General features: G+C 45.6%; 13 protein-coding genes. All 13 read right to left on the reverse strand.

Annotated elements, in window-relative coordinates; genetic code table 11:
• Nucleotides 1–4 precede the first annotated feature (4 nt).
• The 13 genes from QQL36_RS25485 to QQL36_RS25545 all read right to left on the reverse strand — a co-directional run bounded on the left by QQL36_RS25485 (nucleotide 5) and on the right by QQL36_RS25545 (nucleotide 20,267).
• Nucleotides 5–796 carry a C40 family peptidase gene (locus tag QQL36_RS25485; protein ID WP_083728831.1) on the reverse strand — a complete coding sequence of 264 codons (792 nt, stop codon included), beginning with the start codon at nucleotides 794–796 and terminating at the stop codon, nucleotides 5–7.
• Nucleotides 797–812: 16 nt separating this feature from the next.
• Nucleotides 813–1,943: a CapA family protein gene (locus tag QQL36_RS25490; RefSeq protein ID WP_321567198.1), complete on the reverse strand. Its 1,131-nt coding sequence runs from the start codon at nucleotides 1,941–1,943 to the stop codon at nucleotides 813–815.
• Nucleotides 1,944–2,112: 169 nt separating this feature from the next.
• Nucleotides 2,113–3,951 carry a glycoside hydrolase family 76 protein gene (locus tag QQL36_RS25495; RefSeq protein ID WP_321567199.1) on the reverse strand — a complete coding sequence of 613 codons (1,839 nt, stop codon included), beginning with the start codon at nucleotides 3,949–3,951 and terminating at the stop codon, nucleotides 2,113–2,115.
• A 146-nt stretch (nucleotides 3,952–4,097) separates the two neighbouring features.
• Nucleotides 4,098–5,030 carry a bifunctional helix-turn-helix transcriptional regulator/GNAT family N-acetyltransferase gene (locus QQL36_RS25500; RefSeq protein WP_083728837.1) on the reverse strand — a complete coding sequence of 311 codons (933 nt, stop codon included), beginning with the start codon at nucleotides 5,028–5,030 and terminating at the stop codon, nucleotides 4,098–4,100.
• 114 nt (nucleotides 5,031–5,144) lie between these two features.
• Nucleotides 5,145–5,615 (reverse strand): c-type cytochrome, encoded by a 471-nt coding sequence (locus QQL36_RS25505; protein WP_321567200.1) that lies wholly within the window; start codon nucleotides 5,613–5,615, stop codon nucleotides 5,145–5,147.
• A 1-nt stretch (nucleotide 5,616) separates the two neighbouring features.
• Nucleotides 5,617–6,894, reverse strand: coding sequence for a PQQ-dependent sugar dehydrogenase (locus QQL36_RS25510; RefSeq protein WP_083728841.1), 1,278 nt, complete (start codon nucleotides 6,892–6,894; stop codon nucleotides 5,617–5,619).
• A 120-nt stretch (nucleotides 6,895–7,014) separates the two neighbouring features.
• Complete coding sequence (locus QQL36_RS25515) at nucleotides 7,015–8,832, reverse strand: RagB/SusD family nutrient uptake outer membrane protein (RefSeq protein WP_083728843.1); 1,818 nt, start codon at nucleotides 8,830–8,832, stop codon at nucleotides 7,015–7,017.
• 12 nt (nucleotides 8,833–8,844) lie between these two features.
• The gene (locus QQL36_RS25520; RefSeq protein ID WP_321567201.1) at nucleotides 8,845–12,030 is read right to left on the reverse strand and encodes a TonB-dependent receptor; all 3,186 of its coding nucleotides are present in this window, start codon (nucleotides 12,028–12,030) and stop codon (nucleotides 8,845–8,847) included.
• Nucleotides 12,031–12,323: 293 nt separating this feature from the next.
• Nucleotides 12,324–12,842, reverse strand: a complete 519-nt coding sequence (locus QQL36_RS25525) for a carbohydrate-binding protein (protein WP_083728847.1) — start codon at nucleotides 12,840–12,842, stop codon at nucleotides 12,324–12,326.
• Between the two features lie 270 nt (nucleotides 12,843–13,112).
• On the reverse strand, nucleotides 13,113–17,015 hold the full coding sequence (locus QQL36_RS25530) for a CheR family methyltransferase (RefSeq protein ID WP_321567202.1): 3,903 nt from the start codon (nucleotides 17,013–17,015) through the stop codon (nucleotides 13,113–13,115).
• 55 nt (nucleotides 17,016–17,070) lie between these two features.
• Nucleotides 17,071–17,667 carry a chemotaxis protein CheB gene (locus tag QQL36_RS25535; RefSeq protein WP_083728851.1) on the reverse strand — a complete coding sequence of 199 codons (597 nt, stop codon included), beginning with the start codon at nucleotides 17,665–17,667 and terminating at the stop codon, nucleotides 17,071–17,073.
• A 177-nt stretch (nucleotides 17,668–17,844) separates the two neighbouring features.
• Nucleotides 17,845–18,447 carry an LURP-one-related/scramblase family protein gene (locus tag QQL36_RS25540; RefSeq protein WP_321567203.1) on the reverse strand — a complete coding sequence of 201 codons (603 nt, stop codon included), beginning with the start codon at nucleotides 18,445–18,447 and terminating at the stop codon, nucleotides 17,845–17,847.
• Nucleotides 18,448–18,746: 299 nt separating this feature from the next.
• Entirely contained in the window at nucleotides 18,747–20,267 is a 1,521-nt protein-coding gene (locus tag QQL36_RS25545; RefSeq protein ID WP_321567204.1) for a RagB/SusD family nutrient uptake outer membrane protein, read from the reverse strand.
• Nucleotides 20,268–20,276: the final 9 nt, after the last annotated feature.

The following is a 20,276-nucleotide window of genomic DNA, read 5'->3' on the forward strand; positions in this document are numbered from 1 at the left end:
TTTTTTATTTCTTGCTCTCATTCAGTGGCAGTGGCTCCTGACAGGAATCTACCGGCATTGGTGAGAATATACGCTTTGCAGCGACTAATCTCTTTTTGTAGTAAGTACTGTTCGTGATGTCAACGATATTCACCCCCTGGTTGGATGAGTGAATCATCATCACCTTTCCGCCTTCTACCTTATAGACCATACCTACGTGACCTACTTTCTTGCCTTTTACATTCTTCCTTCCTGTAAAGAACAACAGATCACCAGGACTGAAATTCTCCGGACTCACCACCTGCCCTAGTACAGAAATACTCGCAGCCGTTCTTGGGATGGTCATACCGATGGCATTAAAACCATAATTAATCAACCCGCTACAATCAAACCCAATGGGGCCGATTGCACCACGAACATAAGGTTTACCCAGTTCCGATACCAGGGTGAGCAGCATATTGCGCACCTCCTCCTGTTTGATACTGGCCAGATCGGCGCTGTCAGGCACATACACCTGATGCACCGGCTCGTCCGGTAAGTCAGGATTGACACCCGAACCAGGTCTCACCGCCATAGCAGCTTTCCCCCCCTTTGCAGGGTGATGAGCAGTCCCTTTTTTTCCGGGTTTAGTATGGGGCAGGTGAGCCGTTTTACCAGATTGGGAATTATGCGCATGTGCTGTGGTTTTAGCATGCGTGGAATGCACCACGTGCGTTTGCTTTTTCGCAGGCGTGGCTTTGGTTTTCTTTTTCTGCTGTGCAGCAGCAGTCGTTATGGTCGCCCCCAGGGGCAGTAGCAGTAGTATTAGCCTCTTCACAATTACATGTTTTGCATCACAAGGTCCCTACATTCACTCCTGTATATCCAAAATCCTTCACCGACAATGAACGGATCATTTTGAAAGCTTTCATAGCCGAGTCAGGTTTTGGGATACCTTCTCCTTCTTGCTTGAAAGAGAAGACTTTATTGTCCAGCATTCTCCCCTCTTTTGTGATTGTTACCTGCAACAAAGGTGCAATATTTAGCGGATATTTTAAATTGAATTGGTGATAAGTTGAAAAATTACCTAAACTATAAGCGATTAATTTTTCCTTATATACCTCCATTCCCCTTACTACATGGGGACCTGAGCCGATTACCATGTCCGCTCCGGCATCTACACAAAGACGCGCAAAATGACGGACATTTCCCCTGTTTTGCCCAAAAAAGACCTCTTTTGTCTTCGGCGTGGTCATTTTGGAAGCCCCTTCTGCACCTCCATGGAAGAATACGACTACGATGTCAAAACGGGGTTTTAGTTCAGATATCATGGCAGTTACCAGTGAATCGTCATTGAGATCCAGGCAGTTACTGTGTGGGGCAAAGGATATGAACCCGATGCGGGTATTCCTGACCGTGATGCTATCCGTAGGGTGCTGCGGGGTACCGCTGGTACGGATATTATTCTCCTGCAACCAGGCGAGGGTGTTCGTGACCCCTGTCAGACCGAAATCAAAACTGTGGTTGTTAGCCAGGTTGAGGTATTCGAAACCGGCGTCTTTGTACCACTGGGCAAATTTTGTGGGAGTACGGAAAGCGAAGCACTGGTTAGTACCACAGCTTTTGAACACAGGGGCCGAGTCGGATACACAGCTTTCCAGGTTCCCAATGCGGAGATCGGTTTGTGATAACACGGGCAGCGCCTCCTGCAGGATCGTTCCACTATCATATTTTGGAAGATAGTAGGTGGAAGGATAGCTGGAACCGACCATGAGGTCTCCTACTATCGAGAAACTGATAGTATCGGCAATGCCAGGTTCACGTAACCTTGCTACAGGTACCGTCGCTTTGAGCGACACAGGTTTTCGGGGGGTGGATGTTTTGGTATCCAGACCTCCGAGTAGTAATTGGGCTAACACAATCAGTAAAATGCCATTAAATGAAAATAGCAGTTTACCGCTTTTTGAACGATTCAAATTCAACATATATTGATGGGGAATGATTCTCTATTGTCCGCCTACGAAACAAACTTCACAATATGTAAAGGTATAATAAATTATGAGAAAATCCCCTATGATTGCTATACAATCACAGGGGATTTTCCGGGCCTGGGGGCCTGCGGCCGGCCTAAGGTGAGAACGCCCTCTGGCTGGCTTATTTTATGAATTTACGTACATATTGTTGATTACCATGTAGTAACACGAGTGTATATACGCCGGATGGTAAACGGGATACATCTATCTTACCTGTGGAGGTATAGGTAGTTAATACAACTCTCCCGGAAATATCTACTACACGCACAATTTCTTTAGAGAAATCAAATCCGGCTTTTACTGTCAACACGTCTTTTACCGGGTTGGGATAAATGGTAAATGACGGATCGTTCGCTGTATGTGAAGCAGAAGACGTTACTGCTGATGATGCAATAACCGCAGCCGTTGCACTAATCTTAATTGATGATGTTGAATCATTAAAATTATCATCTACCAGACAGGCATCATCCGCCGTCTTTACGATTGTTCTTCCGCCGAAGTTATCATTCAGATATAGTGTTACCTGATACCCGCCCGTCACTTTCAAAGAAGATACATCATCATTCAGAATACCTCTTGCCTGCAACTGAGACAAGGTATATGTACCCGCTGTCAAACTCACAAACGCACCTGTATAATTACAATCCTTATAGAAAGTAGCTACGCCAACGGGGTGGACAATCAAAGATGAAGCACTATCATTCCATGCATTTCCGATCCATGTACTCAATCCTGTAATCGTGAAATTTTCTCCTGAGAAATTATCATTCTTATACAGCGTTACCTGGTACCCGGCAGGGATGGCATAACTGGTGATATCATTATCCTTGATACCTTTTGCCACTAACGCAGCCGTATTGTATGCTCCTAACGGTAAAGGCCATGCATAACCGCCATAAGTGATATCTTTATAGAAAAATGCCTGATCTAAATTGGCCGCTGCTTCTTCCAGCATTACCCCACTCAGTTGTGTGGAATAATCTGTGGAGGATGAAGGGGGCACTGACCAGTTAGGGCTGACCAGGTTGTTAGAAGTATTGATCCCCTGCGTACGGAGTACTTCTGCATTGTACTGAATAGCGGCATTGTACTTTGCTCTTACCGCATCTGTCAAAACCCCTTCCCTGGCTAAGATAGAGAGATAGCGAATAAAGATACCTTTGAACAAACCTCCATCTCCGCCCCCTGTTTCATCTGCAAAAAACATCCCGTTGGGACGACGGCTATTGTAAGCATATTCAGCCGTCTTGATCGCATCATTCAGGTAAGTGACGTCATTCGTCGCCTTGTACAACTCCCAGGCGGCACCGATGTACGTACCTACATTGTAAGAGAAGACCCAGTCCTTCTGCGTCACACCAGTGTTCAGGTTGATGTTGTCCCACACCGCACCGGTGGTGGCATCTACGAGGTTTGTTTTTACAAAGGAGTAGATATCCTTTGCCCTTTGCAGGTCAGCTGCATTGCCGGTGTAGCGATAGATGCGTGCACCCAGGATCACCGCAGGAGTATTGGCACAGGTGTTTTTGCACCCGGAACAATTCTTGTTCCAGTCGAGCGCACCATTGGAATACCCCGTGTTGATGTCCGTCCAGAGCAGGGAAGCTACGCTGTAATAGTCAGCATCGGCAGTAGATTTGTACGCATTCAATGCGGCTAATCCCATCCACTCCATATCATCATAGAATGTATTGATATAGGTGTTGCCGTTAAATGATTTGGTACCCAGCAGGAGGCTCTTCATACGGGTCTTGTAAGTGTCGGAGCGGGTACGTAAATAACCGTCGTTGAGGGCGTCTACACCATGCGCACACCACCAATAATTATTCGTGGGAACGCCAAAGGTGTTGTACATACTTGTCTGTAAAGTTTCTGCTACAGGACCATAGGTAGCAAGCTGGCCGAAGGTGCACAGCTGTATAAATAACAGCAGGACACTGAGTGTAAAAATGGGTTTCATTTTCGTGGGTTTATTTTGAGAGATATAAAAACCAGTAACGTGGATTGTTAAGGTAGTAAAAAAAATAGCTTATGCCTAGCGGCATAAGCTATTTTTTTTTGCAAAAGGAGCAATTTGGCCTGCGGCCGCCTTCATCCTTGTTTATTTTAGACGAGATCCATGTCGTAACGCTCTTCGTTCATATGCTTTCCGTACAAGCCAACCGGTTTTTCGCCTGTCTTGCGGAAGCCTGCTTTTCTAAACATATTATTAGCCGTTTCGGCCAGATTGGTTGAAAACAGGTAAATTTTGTGATACCCCTTCTCCCGGCAGTTAATAATGGCATCTGCCAGTAACTTGCGGCCCAGCCCCATCCCTCTGAAATCAGGATGTACCAGGAACCATTTGAGCTGTGCGGCATAGCGGGAATGCCAAACGACAGCGATTGACGCCACGATCTGGTTGCCATGCAGTGCGAGGTATACCTGATCCTTGGAAGGATTGTACGCTTCCAGGAACTCGGCGAAGTTCTTACATACGCTGGTATCGAATTCCAGGTTATACCCCAGTTCTTTGGCATACAAGGTGCCGTGCATATACATCAGGTAACCAGGGTCTCCGGGGAGCAGCTGGTATCTCCATGTAATATCGTTAGCGGTGATCCGGTTTTCTTCGGACAGGATGTGGCGGATGGTCTTCATGGCGGCAGCCAGCGCTAACTGTTGCTCGTCAGGAATTGGGTCCAGCAACTGACGGATCTGTTCACCCGCCGTTTCCTGCATCATCTCCAGCAGCTTCCGTCCTTTGGCAGTAATCTGCAGGTACCAGGTACGGCCATCCAACGCAGATTTCTTTCTGGAAAGTAGTTGCTCGCTTTCAAAAGCTTTGAGCATACGGCTTAGGTAGCCGCCGTCAATTCCAAGATTATCCACAAGTTTACCAGCGGTGCACTGGTCTTCAGCTGTTAAGGTGTGGAGTACCCTTAAGGCCGTCAAGGTAAGGTTGTTTTCGGATACGTGTCGGTTCAAGGTTTCCGACAAACTGGTATAGTATCTGTTAAACTCACTGATTTCCTGTACCACTTCAAGATTCGATGACATGTCCCATTGAATTTGTACAAAAATATAAATCAGTTTTATAATGTGCAAATATGTTGAAAATGAAGGGCGAGGGAATAATTAAAAAAGGCCGGCATTTTCAGCTGGCCTTTCTAATTATTTAATTTTTGCCCTAACGGCTTTGACCTCTGCGGGTTTTATGGCGCTGGCTTTATTCCCGAAACTGTTTCTTACAAAGGTGAGCACGTCGGCGATTTCCTCGTCCTTGAGCTGCGCCTGTGGGGGCATAGGATTGGAGTAATACTCCCCTTCAATTTCCACATCGTCATTCAGCCCTTTCAGGACGATGGTGATCAATTTTGTTTTATCGCCCAGTACGAAGCTTGTCCTGATCAGGGGTGGGTTCATGCGGGGTACCCCGCTGCCGTCTGCCTGGTGACAGGCTAAACATATATTCTGGTACAGTACTTTTCCGCGGGCTATTGAAGCGGCGCTGCCAGCAGTACTGCCGGTGGCTTTGCCAGCAGTATTACCGTTAGCTTTACCAACAGTTTTGCTTTTAGTCTGTGCCATACCAACACCTGCAACACTCATTAGCAGCATCGCTGCCATTATCCATCTTATCATACTACTTTTTATATATAATCCGGTACACGGTTCCTTTCACATCGTCAGATACATACAGGGAGCCATCAGGGCCCTGTGCCAGTCCGCATGGACGGTGTTGCGCTTGGCCTGGAGATTTGATTTCACCAGGACCTGCAAATCCTTCAGCAAAGACTTCCCAGTCGCCGGCAGGTTTGCCATCTTTGAATGGCTGGAATACTACGAAATAACCTTTCTGAGGTTCAGGAGCACGGTTCCAGGATCCATGGAAGGCGATGAAGGCACCGTTGCGATACTTTTCAGGGAACATGTTGCCTGTGTAGAACAGCATATCATTCGGTGCCATATGACCCGGATAAGCTGCAGCGGGATCCTGAATGTGATCTCCACCTGTCTTTTTGCCATCGCCACCGTATTCAGGGGCGAGGATCTTCTTGTGCTGGAACTGGTCGTAGTAGATATATGGCCAACCACAGTCAGAACCTTTGTGCAGGGCGTACATGCACTCAGCAGGCAGTTCGGCAGATTGCTTTTCGTCGTATATGTCAGGGAAAAGGTCATGCAGCTGGTCACGGCCATGCTGCATCACAAACAGCTGGTTCAGCTGCGTGTTCCAGTCAAGCCCCACCACGTTGCGCAGACCGGTGGCATAGCGAACGCCATCGCCGTAGGTCTGGTTAAGTTTGTCCGCTTTGAACTGCCAGATGCCCCCGGCAGAATCCAGGACCGGACAAGGTTGCATACCGAGGGACCCCTTGGTACGGTCTTTTGTCTGGCAGGAATTGGAGTAAGCACCGATGTTCACGTACAGGTTGCCATCGTTGTCGAGCTTGAATGCTTTTGCTTCGTGCTGGTGACGGTTGATGAGGCCAGTGACGATGACTTCAGCTTTGGAGGTATCCATCACCTGGTGTTTGTTATTAAGTTTAAAGCGGTACACGTCGGTGTTGGAAGAGGCATATAAGTAGTTGCCTTTCACTTCGATACCAGTGCCGTCGTATTTGAAGAAGCTGGTCTTATTGTCAATTTTACCATCGCCGTTGGTGTCCTGCAGATACCAGATAGTATTTCCTTTATTGCGGGTGCCTTCTACTTTTACATAGAGGTCGCCTTCGGGGGTGACGGTCAGGTGGCGTGCGTGGCCGAGGCCTTCAGTTGCTACCAGGGCGCCGAAACCGGAAGGGAGTTTCAGACCTGCATTGTCTGCATCAGGGGTTACGGTAGTACCAGGTACACCGGGGCCGAAGCTGGTGAGGAGGCTGGTAAGTGCTACAGTAGCCAGAGTGAATGCTTTGTTCATTTGGGTTGCGTGGTTTTGAGTTTTTTTAAAGCCAGGATGAAATTACAAAATACCCTCGCTCTTGCGGAGCGAGGGTAGCTATTTTTTAAATGAGTGGTTATTTATGAGGTTAATTGGCCATTAAAAACCCGGATTCTGTACTAATTTGTTATTTCTATTGATCTCATCCCTTTGAATTGGCATAAAATACATCTTATCCAGCCACAACCTGTTCTCATTGACCAGTGTAACAGGGGTATAGGTATAATCATAATTAGCCGGATCATACTTATACAAGGTCACCTGGCTCCCCGCCTTAAGTTTTCCCTGTACATTGATCCCTCTCAGCGCACGACCAATGGTAGCTGGTGCAATCATCCAACGTCTTACATCAAAAAAACGTTGTTCTTCAAACACCATTTCTATTTCGCGTTCATGCTGGTAATCTGCTTTCAGCACCGCACCAGAAGAGGTGATATCAGGCATGGCCGCCCTTTTCCGGATCATGTTCAGGTAAGTACGCGCCTCTCCTTCCTGTCCTAATTCCATCAGTGCTTCTGCATAGTTGAGAATGATCTCAGTATACCTGAAAAATGGCCAGGGCACTTCCTGTCTGAAATATTGTGCATCTACAGCAGGGTCGATGAATTTCTTAAAATAATAGCCTGTGAAACTACCATTCCAGTCTTCTATAGGCCCCTGGCGGGTATCCAGGCCTGGATTGGAAATGGCCTTCGATCCATCCCATACTTCATAGCTACCTGCCTGCACCTGATTGGCCGGATCCATATCCGCCACATCTGTAGGGCGCTGGCGCCAGTTAGCACCATCATACAAAATCGTTGCATAAAAGCGGGGATCACGATTCTGGTATGGGTTTGCCTTTTGTGTCGCATTATTCCAATCAAAAGAGCTACCATCACTCATTTCGTAATCATCAATCAATAACTGTGTAGGTGTATTTCCCGACCAGTTATGATACCCATTTAATCCATTGTACAACCCAATCTGCCCACCTGCTTCTGACTTGGCATTTACAAAATAACGGGAGAAGATACTTTCTGTATTATCCTTCAGGAACATCGCCTGATAGTTAGTAGTGGCTTCCTCAGCAGAAGCCGGATCAGGAGAAGCTAAGGAATATGTACCGAGATCCATTACCGCCTTTGCCGCATCGAGCGCTTTCTGCCAGCGACTGTTACGATCACCGGATGTATAACCTAATAACTCAGGTTGTGCAGCAGCTGCAATGGTAGCCGATTTACTTTTCGCTGTCGGTATATCATGCAGATCACTCGCTGCATATAATAAGATACGGGATTTGAGAGCCAGCGCCGCACCTTCCGTGGCACGACCTTTTACCGATACCGATTCTGTACCATGCAGATAATATGCAGCGGAGTCACAATCTTTCACGATGTGATCCACACATTCTTCAAATGTATTTCTTGCTATACTATAATCTGCATCAGCTAAACTATACACCTGATCTACCAAAGGCACACCTCCAAAACTCCGCACCAGCTGCTGATAAAACCATGCACGCAGAAAGAACACTTCTCCTCTCAAACGCGCTGCCTGCAATTGTTTATCAAAGGTCACCTTCGATATATTCGCAAAGAAATTATTGCACGCACGTATACGCAGATACATCGTTCCCCACTGGAATGCACCACGGCTATTTACATATTCTGCATCAGTGGGGCTAATGGTAGACTCGACCATATTTTTCATACCATAGTTATGCGTAAACATGGTTTCATCTGTTGCAGAAGACAACATCGTTTCAGGGAAACCACCATTTCCCAGACCATTATAAATATCATTGACATACGCTTCGGCCAGCGCAGGATCAGTCCATACATCATCTGAAGTAGCCTCTCCCAAAGGCCTGGTATTCAGGAAGTCTGTATTACAGGCTGCTGTTGTCAGCAACAATAATAAGCATATATATTTCATACAATGATTGTATTAAAGCGTTAATGTAAAACCGGCATTGATCACTCTGGCCTGTGGATAATACTGGCCATTTCCATTCACGGATTCAGGATCCAGGATACCTAATTTATCCAGCGTAAAAAGGTTCAGACAATTCGCATAAATGCGCAGTCCATTTATGCCTGAACGCTTCTTTATTAAGTCAGATAAACTGTAACCGATTTCAAGGTTTTTCAATCTGATATAATTTGTTTTTCTGAACCAGTACGTATTACCAGTAGCCCAATAGGTATCATTTCTGTCATTGACACGAGGATCTACAGAACTGGGATGATCAGGACTCCAGCGATGATCGTAATAATCTTTTGTGAAGTTGCCGATCTCACCGGATTCTGTGTTGATGGCCAGCCCACCACCGGTAGCGCCTTGTATCAATACGGCCATATCAAAGCCCTTGTATTGTAAACTGATGTTGACACCACCTGTAAATGTTGGCTGAGTACTCTTATCATTCCTTACCTTGTCATCGCCATCAATTTTACCATTCCCATCTATATCTTTAAACTTCATATCGCCCGGCTTGAGGTTATTGGTCAGGGCGCTGTAATCGATTGTATTTTTGTTTATATCATCAAAATCTTTGAATACGCCATCATATTCATAGTAGAGCGCCGTGTTCATAGGACGGCCTGTAGACCTTTGCCTGCTGGGTGCGCCGGGTGCTTCATCCCAGAAAATGATCTTGTTTTTAGAATAACCACCGTTTACGCTGATATCGTACCTGAAATCAGGACCGATCTTGTCGGTATAACCAATGCGGAATTCAAAGCCTTTGTTATCGACCTTACCAATGTTCTCTGCAGGTAGTGTCATACCAGTGGTTTGTGGCACAGAAGCATTCCTTCTAACGAGGATACCGGTACGTTTATTCATGAATGCATCCAATTCAAAGTAAAGTCTGCTGTTCAATAATGCACCATCTAAACCAACGTTGTAATTATTCGCTACTTCCCAGGTTATGAAGGGGTTAGGCATACGTGCTTCATAGAGTGATTTCACCACATTGCCACCAAGAATATAACTATTGAAACCATAAGTAGCGTAGTATTGATATTCCTGCAGCGTAAGCGTACCATCTCCATCATCATCAAAATAGATCTGGTCATTACCCAGTTTACCCCACGATGCACGGAGCTTGAGGTAGTTGATGATTTTCACATTGTTCTTCCAGAAGTTCTCTTCTGAAATACGCCACCCTGCCATGATACCTGGGAAGAAACCGAAACGGGAAGAAGCTGGGAACATGTACGAACCATCATATCTCCATACAAATTCAGCGAGGTATTTCTCTTTGTAATTGTATGCCGCACGACCAAAATAATTTAAGCGCGCGCGATCCCATGCACCTCCATAGTTATCTTTTTCTGCATCACCACCTGCACTAAGTTGGTCAATCAAACTGGAAAGAAAGTATTTGCGGGAAGCACCGAAATCGTCGAAGTTGACAGTTTCTTTTTCTATACCAAATACCATGTTTACAGTATGATCTTTATTAAAAGTATGATCATAAGTGAGCAAGCCTCTTAGCAACAGATTCGTCTGGTCCTCAGTACCTTGTGAAAGGCTGGCCTGATCTGTCCCTCTTTTGCTTTTGATCAGCAAGGGTGTTTTACCATCGTCTTCATAAGTTTTCTTATCCCAGGTATATAGGTACCAGGGCGTCATCCAGTCTTTGGTACGCTTCAGGTATTTATCGTAAGCGATGTTACCGCTCAGCTTCAATCCTTCTACCCATGGAATGATGATGTCGAGTCGTGCATTGCTCTGTACATAGTAACGACGATCTTTGTCATAACCGGTTTGGTCGGTGGTGATTACAACAGGATTGTTACCATATTCAATATCAGGTCCGGGCAGACCATTTGGCCAGAATGCCGGCTCTGTAGGCTTTCCACGCATGAGCATCCGAAAAATGTCGCTGGCGCTACGTGTAGGAAAATGACGGTTTTCTTCTCTGCCCATCAGGTCTACAGCTACGTTCATGTACTTATTGACCTTTGCATCGAGATTTACGCGGAGGCTGTACTGATTATAACCGGTAGCAGAGTGTTTGTAATAAGCGTCCTGTGACTGGTACCCAAACGAGGTGAGGTACTTTACATTTTCAGAACCACCAGACATTTGCAGGCTATGATTGGATTGTGGAGACCAGGTTTTGAAAGTAGACTTATACCAGTTGGTATTGGGGTATAACCAGGGGTCAGATCCATCTTTGTATTTCTGGATTTCATCCAGACCAAAGGCTACATCCCAGGTCTTGTTGGTAGAAGGAGAAGTGTAAGTGCCATGCTGTTGGTATACACTCCATGCATTGTTCCATTCTGTAGCCGGTACATCCCTGTACAGACTGAGCTCATCACGCAACTGTGCATACTCAGGGGCATTGGACATATCGGGAATGTGAGTAGGTTGAGACCATCCCTGGTTGAATGAATAGGCCAGCTGGGGCTTACCGGATTTCCCTCTTTTGGTCGTAACAAGGATAACACCATTTGCAGCGCGGGCGCCATAAATGGCAGCCGAGGCATCTTTTAAAACGGAGATACTTTCGATATCCACGGGGTTAATTCTTTCCAATCCACCCACGCGGTTGGCCACACCATCGATCACGACGAGGGGATCATTATTCCCCAGGGTGTTGGAACCACGAATGCGTAGTGTGGAACCATCATACCCTGGTTCACCGCTGTTCTGCATAGCAGTGACACCTGGCATACGACCGGAAATGGAATTGGATAAATTCGTAGCGGGCGACTTGATGAGGTCCGCACCTTTTACACTGGTGATAGCGCCGGAAACGGCTTCTTTTTTCTGGGCGCCGTAACCTACTACGACGACTTCACTCAGGCCTTTGGTATCAGCTTCGAGGGAGACATCGATAACTGCTCCATTAACGGTGAGTGTCTGCGGCAGATAGCCGATAGCGCTGACAGTGATTTTCGACCCTTTGGCTACGGGCAGGGTAAAAGTGCCTTCGGGGGTTGTGGTAGTACCTTTTGAGGTGCCATCTACTTTGATGGTGGCGCCGATGACAGGCGCATTTGTTTTGTCTACGACACGCCCTTTGAGAGGGAGATCTTGTGCCTGTATAACGCTACAATAAAAAAGCACGCTCAGGGCATAGCAAAGCCAGCCCCGGAAGAGGAGCAAATTTTTCATACGCGAGATTTGATAGTTACAGAATACGAAGACCGCAGTAACGGGTGTTACTGAAGATTTTGGTTTTCAACGAGTTTAATAAACGAAAATTACCGTTTGGTTAAACGCTTTTATTTCGGATGATCATCACAACGTGGTTTTGTTTTTAATGAATGATGAAAATAAGGTGCCATGGATCTGGCTGATGAATCAGGTTTTCGCTACAATTACACAAATGAAAAGTCCGGGTTGTTAAACACAATCCTAAAATAGAAAAAATAATCAAGGAAGAATAATTTCTTTGACAATACGGGTTAATAATCCGTCTCGAACGAAATAGCAGTAATACTGAACTGGCTTCCCCTCGCTACGAGGTAGAGGTCATGTACACCAAATGAGTATTTGGAATTGCCCGTCATTTTGAGCGCATATGTTGTGTCTCCGGTATATGGGATCTTCAGGGTACCTATACGACGACTTTTCTTTCCTTTAGGGCTGTTTATTCTAAATTCGAGTCTGGAGCCTTTTGATTGTTTGTTTTCACAAAAAACAGTCACTCTGACTGCCACTTCCCCCAGCCCCAGATTTACTTGTCCGAAACCAAGGTAGCTCCCTGATTTCATTTTAAATTCAGTTTCAAAGTTTCCTTTTCTTACTACTGGCGCAGGAGTAGCTGGTGGCGGAGGCGTGTTGCCCGGTCCACCTCCAGTAGGAGATGCCGTTGCGACAGGCGTTGCTGCCGGTGGTGGTGATGCAGCCGGAGGCGACGATTGTGATTGTCCCCTGACGATCAACTGCGCGATAATAAAAAATAGACATAGGATAGGCCTCATAGCTATATGGGTAGGTCTGGCTCATAGTCATTTTCGATCACTATTGCCCAACCAGTGTCAAATTTTGTAATCAGGACGAAATTTACGCAAAATTATATTAAATTTTACAATAATAATATATAATGATTACCAAGGGTTTGTTAATAATATTTGAACCCCTCCTATATTTTACGTACTCCGACGGGGATTTATTGTATTTGTGGGGATAAAATCGACGAATGTGGATATGTTATCTTTTTATTATACGCGTTTACCCGCAGACAAAAGCGCTTATTGTTGTATTTCTGGTATAATGATGTGAAAGGCAGCGCCCTGTTGTTCTACCCCAAATGCTTGAATATCACCGTTATGGATGTCCATGATCTTGCGGCATAATGCCAGTCCGATACCGGTACCCTCGAATTTTTCCTTCTGGTTCAGCCGCTGGAAGATCACAAACAATTTATCGGCATAAGACTGGTTAAATCCGATGCCATTATCTGCCACCACGATCCGGTACCAGGAGGTATTTTTACTCAGGTGTGGGTAATCGTTCATGTCCGTGGCCGTCAGCTTTTTGGCACTGATGGTGATGCGGCAGGAATCGTTTGGATTCGAGAATTTCAGGGCATTGCCGATCAGGTTGTAGAACAACTGGTTCATTTGCAATGGCACGGCATCCAGTACGGGTAGTTCGCTGATTTCCATTTGTGCCTGTTTTTCCCTGATCAGGAGTTCAAAATCTTCCGTCACATTGGCTACGATCAGGTTTAGGTCCACAGGCAGGAAGGCATTTTCGCCCAGTTCCAGGCGGGAATATGCAATCAGGTCACGGATCAGGTCCGACATGCGGATGGCAGATTGTTTGACCTTGCCCAGGTACAACCTGGTATCAATTTTATTGTTGTCAGGCTTTACACTTTCGAGCATGTCTGCAAAGAGGCGGATCTTTCTCAGCGGTTCCTGCAGGTCATGACTGGTGATGAATACAAATTGTTCAAGTTCGTGGTTTCGTTTGGAGAGGTTTGCATTGGCCTCTTCCAGGGCGATGGTACGCTCGCGCACTTTTCTTTCCAGCGCATCTTCCACCATTTTCTGATCGTCGATGTCTACACAGGCGCCAATAAATCCTACGAATTCATCCTGCGCTATAAAGCGGGGAATACCGGAGCAGGATAACCAATGATAGCTGCCATCCTGTCTTTTCAAACGGAACTCAGCATAGAAATTTCGTCTGTCGCGGGAGGAACGGCTAAAGTTGATCTTCCATTTATCGATATCATCCGGATGCATAATGTCGTACCAGCCTTTGTCCTTATCCTGGTCCATGGAGCGACCTGTGTATTTTTGCCACGCCTTGTTGAAGAAGGAGAAGGAGCCATCTTTTTCCGCGATCCAGATCATGGCAGGTGCGGTATCGGCAATCATCCTGAAGTAGGCTTCGCTTTGTTGCAGGTGTAATTGAGCCTGCTTGCGTTCCGTGATATCCTGGGTGATACCGATCATGTGTCTCACACCAGTTTGTTCGTCGAGTACAGATTGTCCCCGGGCCATGACCCAGCGTATTACAGGGTCATGGCCTTTGATCCTGTATTCTTCTGAAAACGGTGTTTGGGTTGCCAGTGCAATATCCAGAGCCTTCATGACACGGTTCCGGTCTTCGGCATGAATGGCCTGCAGGAGTTTGTCTATGGTCACTACAGCGTTTGCAGACAGGCCATAATTTGCTTTACATAGTTCATTGCACTCCAGGATGCCTGTTTCAACATTGAGCTCCCATGAGCCTAATTTGCCCGTTTCCAGGGCAAAGTTCAGGCGGTTGTTCACGTCCTGTAAATGACGCTGGTATTGTTTGGATTCCGTAACATCTGTCACCACACCTAAAATGCGGCTGGCGATGCGTTCTTCAAAGAATACCTGCGCCTTGCAGGAGATCCATTTGATCCTGTCTTCGCTGGCTGTAATACGGAAATCGATATTGATCTGTCCATTGTCAATGCCTGCCAGTGCGGCCTGTATAGAGCCTTGTACGCCTTCTACGTCCAATGGATGGATCGCTTTGATGAAGGTATCATATTCTACAGGTGCATCACTGCTGATATTGAGTAATTCGCGGCTTCTGTCGGATAATAATATTTCTCTGGTAGCGGGGTTGAATTCCCAGGTACCGGTTTTTGTACCATCCAGGGCCAGGCGTAAACGCTCTTCGTTGTTACGCACCTGTTCCTGCTTCCGGGCGATCCGTTCACGCGCTTCCCTGACCTCGGAGATATCTTCGATAGCCAGCAGAATCAGGTCTTCCCTGAGATCCTGGGAGGTAATGAGCTGACCATTCAGCAGCATGGTACGCTCTCCTATTGTATTGAATTTGTGAGTGAGTTCGTAATTGATAAACGGCGTTCTGGAAGAATGCAGGTTTTCGAGTAGGGAACGCAGGTCGGAATTGTTCCATTGTTTATTACCCAGTTCGTAGAAGATCTTGCCTTCGGTTTCCTTTCTGTCTATTTTGAAGACGCGATAAAAAGAAGCGTTGGCACTTACTACGCGGATATTTGCATCCAGGATGACGAGTGATTCATGTACGGTATTGACGATGGCTTCTGCATACAGCCGCGCGTTATTCAACTGGTTATTTCGTTCCAGCAGGTCGTTGTTGCGGGTACTCAGTTCATCGTTGATCACCTGTAGTTCTTCCTGCGAGACTTCCAGTTCCTCATTCAGACTTTTCAGCTCTTCATTGGCAGATTGCAGTTCTTCGTTGGTCGCCTCGTATGCTTCGGCTACAGCGCGCAGTTCGTCTTTGTAGCGTTGCACTTCCTTTTCCATTTGCAATACGCGCAGTGTCTTGTCATCCGTGCTTTCGGTGACAGGTTCTGTCCTCTTCGTATCAGCGGCGTATTGGTCAGGAGACTGATGATTAAAGATCACCAGGTAGTAAGTCTCGTGCAGGTTGACGATAGGCACGATCTCAAAGCCAACGGTGAGTTGGCCGGAAACAACCGAGATGGTGATCCCTTCTTTCTTTACATTTCTTTTGCCTGTTTGAGCCTGGTTCAGGGCACTGCGCAGACTATGTACCAGATCTCTGTGGGCTAGTTTCAGGATATTCAGACTGGCTTTACCTGGCCCGTGCTCGAAAAACTGCAGGGTTATACCACGGAATTCGATAATGTCAAATTGTTCGTTGAGTAATACAGCCGACGGAGCAAACATGGAAAGTATAATACTATCAGCTGCCTTCTGTGCATCTACATTTTCATCTCTTTCCTGGTCGAAGCTGGGTGTCATGTGCTTGATTTTTTTATTAGTGGGGAACGCACTTCTCAGCGTCCACTTATCTACGTTCTTTTTTAAATAGATCTTCGTCTTTTTCGAAGGCATTTCAAACAGGTCGGGCGAGCGGTTGGTTTCAGATTTGCCCAGCCAGAGGAACCCTTTATCTTTCAGCGCGTAGTTGAAAATGCTGAGCATTTTTTTTTGTAGTACGGGTTGCATGTATATCAATACATTGCGGCAACTGATGAGATTCAGTTTAGCAAATGGTGGATCAGTGAGCATATTGTGAGATGCAAATACACACACGTCGCGGATATAACTAACTACTTCGTATCCCTGTTCTACTTCTCTGAAAAACTTTTCCAGCCTGGCATCAGAAACGCCTCCCATCTGTGTTTTAGGATAAAGGGCTTTTCTGGCTGAGGCTATCACAGCATCGGAGAGATCGGTGGCAAAGATTTTTACCTTTTCGGTGAAGTTGTCGTGCCCCATGATTTCATAGAGACAGATGGCAATAGAATAGGCTTCTTCTCCAGTGGCGCAACCGGCCACCCAGATACGTACCTGGTCGTCCCCATCAACTGCCTGCCGGGTTACCTGTGGCAAGATAGTTCTGAAGAGATATTCAAAACTGCCGGGGTCCCGAAAAAACGACGATACATGAATTAAAAGTTCAGCAAATACTACATTCTGTTCGTTCTCATTATCTTTTATTAATGTTAGATACTCTTCAAAACCTGGAATGTTCATTAATGACATCCTGCGTTGTAACCGTCTTGTAATGGTGGAAAGCTTGTACTGCAAGAAATCTACTCCTGAAAATTCTGACAGGATAGATAGGATACCTTTTAATGCAGCATTGGGCCCCGCACCGATTCGTCTCCGGTTACTCTCAGCATCTTGATGCATGTCAGGCATACAAACTTTTTTGACTTGTGTCTATATAAATCGATAAAGATATATAAAAATAGCATCAAATCATTCGTTTATCAGTTTTCAGGTATCGCTGCAGGAACTTAGCAATTTCCGGTGGCGGCAGTACCACATGCGGATCATCTCTATTGATGGCTGTCAGGGGCAGGATATTGAATTCAGTCGTCTCCGGATCCTGCACAAGTACGAGGCCATGCCTATCCTCTATCGCTTTAATACCTTCAATACCATCCGTGCCCATACCAGACAGGATGATTCCGACCGCGTTTTCAGCATAGCATTTGGCCATTGATATGAAGAAGAGATCAATTGACTTGTTGATGATTTCGCGCGAATAGCGTTTCCGTACCCGCAATATATGATCTTCCACAATCATCATCATCCCTTCTACCAATACATACACATTATCTGGTTGCAGTTTTACGGTATCGGTCACACGATGAACCGGCATTTCTGTAAACCGCTGCAGAATGTGGCTGAAACGGCTTGGATAATCGGCTGATAAATGCGGTATCACTACAAAAGCTGCGCCTGTTTTTTCTCTGAAGTGCTGAAAAAATTCACAAACGGGTTCCAGACCACCGGCGGAGCAGCCAATGCCAATGCATAAAGACGGGAATTTAACAACATTACTCATGGTTCACATCTAATTAATGGTTTCACAATAAAGATGCCTCTAATTAGAGGACAGGTTCAACCATTAAATTCAAAGAAAATGCCAGAGTGTGTTGCTGTGGTACTATTTTAACACAATTTGTAGAAAGAGAGGGGCAACGAGGGGTGAAAAAAAGGCCGGTTTTACCCGGCCTCCACATTATTTTGATTCCTTTAACACCATGTCGATGGTGATGGCACCAGCTACGATGGCGATCTTTTTCAGATCTTCAGGACATTCTTTACCAATGATCACGCGGTATTTATCAGCTGTGGTGAACACTTCTTTCATCACACCAGCCCACTTTTTAGTGATTTGTCCCAATTCATTCCCACTTGCATCCACAATTGTGAAATTCCACGCTTTCCAGTCCCCTTTGATCTCGGCAATCACAGCACCATATTGATCTGTAATATGGAATAAAGGTTTGAAAAGTTTGAACTTGTGTTTGATGCCACCGATTTGATTACCATTCCCATCGAGTATCGTGATTTTCGACATCCAGAAAGTCCAGCCACGGTGAATGGTGGCGACTATGGTGTTGTCCATTTCTTTTATGTCGAGGGTGAAAGGGAATACGGCTTTGCTCAGGAATAAACGCAGGAGCTTGTGCCAGACAGGTACGGTTTGTTCAATATTACCGATTTGCTGCCCCTGATCATCGTACACTTTATAGGCATTAGAGAATTTAAAAAGTCCGATTTTTTCGTCAATGAAATAATCGTGGTGATTGAAGAATTTAGGTAAGTTCGCTTGTCCCATTAAGAGAAATTTTAAGAGTTAAGGTTTAACAACGGGGGCGAAGGTATAAAAATATTATAATATAAAAAATCGTTTATACTTAACAGACATAAAACGATTGGGTGATCTTAATCAGGATACATTTCCAATAAATCCTGTAATTCTATGATCTTATCAGGATATTTACTGACGGGGTGCGTAGCGCTGTCTGCCACCTGCCAACAAATAAAAGGCGTTTATACATAACATATATCATTAAAAAAGGGGCCAGCCATTACAGCTGGCCCCATGCTCAAATATAAGGGGGAAAATGTAAAATATTAGTAGCCTGGATTTTGGTACATGCCTGTTGGGTTCAGCTTGACCTCATCAGAAGGAATAGGATAATACCTGTCCTTAGTGGTAAAGTGTTGCGGAATTGCGATTCCATATCTTGCCGGATCCTTTGCCTGGAAGTAACTTACCAGCTCGTCAGTGGTGAATGTTCTCAGCAGGTCATACCATCTGTGGTTTTCGAATGCCAGTTCAATTCTTCTTTCGTGCAGGATAGCCAGTTTCAGAGTTGGGTACTTAGCCGCATAGTTAGCATCCTTTGAGGCAGTAGCATAATCGGACATACCTGCCCTGGTTCTCACCTGATCCAGGAAAGAGATCGCAGTCGTATGGTCGCCCAGCAAATTGTTTACCTCAGCCAGATTCAGGATGATGTCTGCATAGCGCATCAGGATCCAATCGTTACCACCATAACCATTCACGCCGGCAGCATCAGAAGCATCGCGGAACTTGGTAATGAAGTAATCTTTTACATTGGAAGCATTCGCATATTTCACAGAGAAATCCATTCTTGGATCACCGGTTTCATAATCATCGATCAGATCACCTGTAACGTTTCCACCTACACCTGTTGCTTCTTTTTGTGAGTTGATGGTTTCACCGGCGGCCTGGTTATTTGCAGCTATAGAAGAGGAATAAGTAGCATCACCTTGTTTATACACGATCTGCATGATCAGCTCAGGGCAACTGGATTTTTTATCCACGTTAAACACATCTGAATAAGCGATTTCGCTCAGCTGACCGAAGTTGCGCATATTGTAACAAGCCTCGAGGTATGTTTTTGCATCCTGTAAGTGAGCTGTGCTTTGACCGTCTTCAATAGTCTGAGACATTGTCAGGTACACCTGCCCCAGCAGACCATTGGCAGCTGCCTTGGATGCGCGGCCAATTTTATCGCCGGTCTGGAAGTTGGGCAGTGGACTTTCCAATACATCTTTCAGGTCACTAATGATCTGCGCATATACAGCTGTATCAGCTACGCGATAGGTATAAGCAGTTACCTCGTCAGAAGTAGTCAACTGCTTTGTTACCAAAGGCACAGCACCCCACTGGCGTACCAGGTGGAAGTACATCAATGCACGCAGGAATTTAGCTTCTGCAGCATAACCCAGCTTCGTATCATTGCTGGAATAGCTTACACCATCAATATTGGATAAAACCACATTCGCACGGGAAACAGTTTCATATAACGCTGCCCAGTGAGACAGTAAATAAGAGTTACCGACTAATACTGAGAAATCATTAAACTGGAATGGCTCACCAGAGTTGGAATAGTCATTACGACCGGTATTGTCTGATCGCTCTTCCAGGTACAGGCCACTGCTTTCACCGATACAGTTAGAACTTCTCAGGGATTGATATATACCGTTTACTGCTAAAAGGACATCATTTTCTGATGCAAAATAATCGGATACACTGAGCGCATTGGGGTTAGACTGGTTCAGAAAATCCTTGCTACAGGAAACCATTACCACACTTACCGCTATTGCTAAAAATATTCGTTTCATGTTGAATAA

Origin of the sequence: Chitinophaga sp. LS1 (genome assembly GCF_034274695.1) — a bacterium.
GTDB lineage: Bacteria > Bacteroidota > Bacteroidia > Chitinophagales > Chitinophagaceae > Chitinophaga.